General features: G+C 71.8%; 4 protein-coding genes and 1 pseudogene. 2 read left to right on the top strand and 3 right to left on the bottom strand.

Annotation, left to right across the window (positions count from 1 at the left end; translation table 11 throughout):
• Nucleotides 1-721, bottom strand: a 721-nt coding sequence (locus AC27IQ_RS21780) for an aminopeptidase (RefSeq protein WP_487090759.1), incomplete at its 3' end; no start/stop codon positions are given.
• 95 nt (nucleotides 722-816) lie between these two features.
• Between AC27IQ_RS21780 and AC27IQ_RS21785 the strand changes: the two genes are divergently transcribed.
• Nucleotides 817-1503 carry a DNA-3-methyladenine glycosylase I gene (locus AC27IQ_RS21785; RefSeq protein WP_487090760.1) on the top strand — a complete coding sequence of 229 codons (687 nt, stop codon included), beginning with the start codon at nucleotides 817-819 and terminating at the stop codon, nucleotides 1501-1503.
• 15 nt (nucleotides 1504-1518) lie between these two features.
• On the opposite strand, the gene AC27IQ_RS21790 is transcribed toward AC27IQ_RS21785, so the two are convergent.
• On the bottom strand, nucleotides 1519-2067 hold the full coding sequence (locus AC27IQ_RS21790) for a hypothetical protein (protein ID WP_284427181.1): 549 nt from the start codon (nucleotides 2065-2067) through the stop codon (nucleotides 1519-1521).
• 71 nt (nucleotides 2068-2138) lie between these two features.
• The gene (locus AC27IQ_RS21795; RefSeq protein ID WP_487090761.1) at nucleotides 2139-2573 is read right to left on the bottom strand and encodes a helix-turn-helix domain-containing protein; all 435 of its coding nucleotides are present in this window, start codon (nucleotides 2571-2573) and stop codon (nucleotides 2139-2141) included.
• A 74-nt stretch (nucleotides 2574-2647) separates the two neighbouring features.
• On the opposite strand from AC27IQ_RS21795, the pseudogene AC27IQ_RS21800 reads away from it, so the two are divergent.
• Nucleotides 2648-2841, top strand: a pseudogene (locus tag AC27IQ_RS21800) (SAM-dependent methyltransferase); the annotation flags it as partial.

Below are 2841 nucleotides of genomic sequence, written 5' to 3' on the forward strand. Positions count from 1 at the left end.
CGTAGTCGGCCCGCGCCTGCGGCGTGGCGCGCTCGGCCAGCCAGCGCGCCACGCCCAGGCGCTCCACGGCGGTGGCGAACGATTCATTGAACAGCGTGTCGCCATGGGCGTACACGACCTGGTGCGCCAGCTCGTGGAAGAGCAGCCGCACGAACTCGCCCTCGGGCCAGCCGATGAAGGTGTTGAGCAGCGGGTCGCCGCCCGCCCAGTTCATGTAGCCCAGGGTGGAATACGCCGGCACGCCGTACACGCCCACCTCCAGGCCCTCGGTGGCCAGCCGATCCGCCTCGGCGCGCGCATCGGCCTCGTTGAAATAGCCGCGGTAGCCGATGCACCCCGTGATCGGAAAGCACCAGCGGTGCAGCGTGAGCGAATCGGGCGGCGCGGCCACCACGTTCCACACGGCCGCGCGGCGGCCCAGGTCGGCATAGCGGCGGTAGCTGGCGTTGTCGGGCAGCGCCAGCTCGGTCACGGCGAAGCGCCGGGCCTCCTGCGCCAGCTGCAGGCGATCGCGCAGCGGCTGCGAGGTGTCGCCCCGCGCGAGCCACGTGTCGATGGGTTCGGCCGCGTGCATGAGCTGCAGGTGCCCGCGCACCGACTGCCAGTAGTACGCCAGCGACTGCCCCGTGCTGGCGCAGCCGGAGAGCAGGAGCGAGGCGGCCAGCAGCAGCAGGGGGCGGGGCGACCGCAAGGGTGACGGGGGAAAGGGTGGCAGGGGCATTCGGCAATGGGTCGGCGGTCGGTGGGCCAAGGATAGCGAAAGCCATTGTTCGCCGCCGGGTGCCCCCGCGTTCGGGGCGCGGGCAGAATCCCGGCATGCCCGCCCCTCTTTCCGCTCCCGTTTCTGCCCACCCGTCTTCCAGCCCGGACAGTGGCCTGTTCACCGACGAGGCCGGATGCGCCCGCTGCCAATGGTGCAGCGCCACGCCGCTGTACCGCCACTACCACGACCATGAATGGGGCTTTCCGGTCGCGGACGACCGGCGCCTGTATGAAAAGCTGTGTCTGGAAGGCTTTCAGGCGGGCCTGAGCTGGCTCACGATCCTGAACAAGCGCGAAGCCTTCCGCGCCGGGTTCGCCCATTTCGACGCCGAGCAGGTGGCGCGCTTCGGTGCGGCCGACGTGCAGCGGCTGCTGGGCGATGCCGGCATCGTGCGCCACCGCGGCAAGATCGAGTCGGCCATCCAGAACGCGCAGCGCGTGCTGGAACTGCGCCGCGAGTTCGGCTCGCTGGCGCACTACGTGTGGCGTTTCGCCCCGGCCGCCGCCGAGGGGCGCCCCGGCCGCATCACGCTGGAGTCGGTGCGCGCCATGCCCACCACGCCGGCCTCGGTGGCGATGTCCAAGGACTTGAAAAAGCGGGGCTTCACCTTCGTCGGCCCCACCACGGTCTACGCCTTCATGCAGGCCATGGGGCTGGTCAACGACCACTTCGAAGGCTGCAGCGTGCGCGCGGCGGCCCAGGCGGCGCGTGCGGCGTTCGTGGTGCCCGGTCCGGGCTGATCACCGGGCCGCGGGCTACACCACCGTGTCGGAGCGGATCACGATGCGGTCGAAGCCCAGGTGCTGCATGCATTCGCGCAGGATGAGCAGCGTGGCGGCGAAGGCGGAGCCCTCGGGCAGGCCCTCCTGGGCGGGCGGGCGGCCCAGGGCCACCGAGACCAGGCGGTTGAAGGTGCGCTCCACGGCATCCAGCGGCAGGGTCATCTCGGGCTGGGCTTCGATGCCGGCCGCCAGCGCCACCTGGCGGATGCCGGCATCGGCCGTGTAGAGCGTGGTGCCCGGCGGCAGCACCGCGTGCACGGGCATCACGGCCTCTTCCACCACCTGGATGGCGTGCTCCAGTTCGCCCTCGGCCGGGGGATCGTGGCGAAAGCAGGCGGCGGCCGTGGCGTAGTAGCCCACTTCCAGGGTGCGCAGCAGCCGGGCCTGGGCCTGGGTGCCGCTGGCGATGGACGAGTGGCCCGCTCCGATGCGCAGCGCCGTGATGGGGCTTCCGGCCAGCGGGCCCGCCTGCAACGCCTGGTACAGGGCGCCGGCGTCGTTCGGTGAAAGGTGGGTGGACATGGTGCGGTCCCGGCAGGTGGAAAGGGTGGATCGATTGTGCCCTTTGCCGCAGGCCATGGGGCCCTGGCGGGTCAGTGGCCTGGATCGGCGGGCCGCCTGGGACGGCCGATGGCAGCCCCCGCCCCGGCGGCGCGCAGGAGGCGCCGGAAGGTGGGGCATTCCATGTGGCTGGGGGCCTTGCAGCGCGCGGCGTGCTGCAGCCCGTCGCGCATGGCGGTGAGCTGGCGGATGGTGGTGTCCAGGTCGTCGGCCTGGGCCAGGAGCCGGTCGCGGTCGATGCGCGGCTGGCCGTCGGGGCCGAACATCTGCCCGATGGCGTCGAGCGAGAAGCCGGCCGCCCGCCCGAGCGCGACGAGCGCGAGCCGCTCCACCACGCCCGCATCGAACAGCCGCCGCAGGCGGTGCCGCCCGACGGAGGCGATCAGGCCTTTTTCTTCGTAGAAGCGCAGCGTCGATGCCGGCAGGCCCGAACGGCGTGCCACCTCGGCGATGTCCAGGATCTCCATGGGCTTGACCTCAAGTCGGCTTGAAGTCGCACAGTCTAGCTTTCACTCCCTTTCCAGGCACCCAGGAGGCCGCCATGAACCCACCCCTTTCGATCGATTCCCCGCAAGCCGCGCTCTGGAACGGCGCCGCCGGCCACGCCTGGGTGCAGGCGCAGCCCCTGCTCGACCGCATGTTCGCGCCCTTCGAGGCCCTGCTCGCCGAGGCGGCCGACGCCCCTGGCGCGGGGCCCGGCATGCAGGTGCTGGACATCGGCTGCGGCACCGGGGC

The sequence above is a fragment of the Acidovorax sp. KPB24-07 genome (assembly GCF_057543315.1).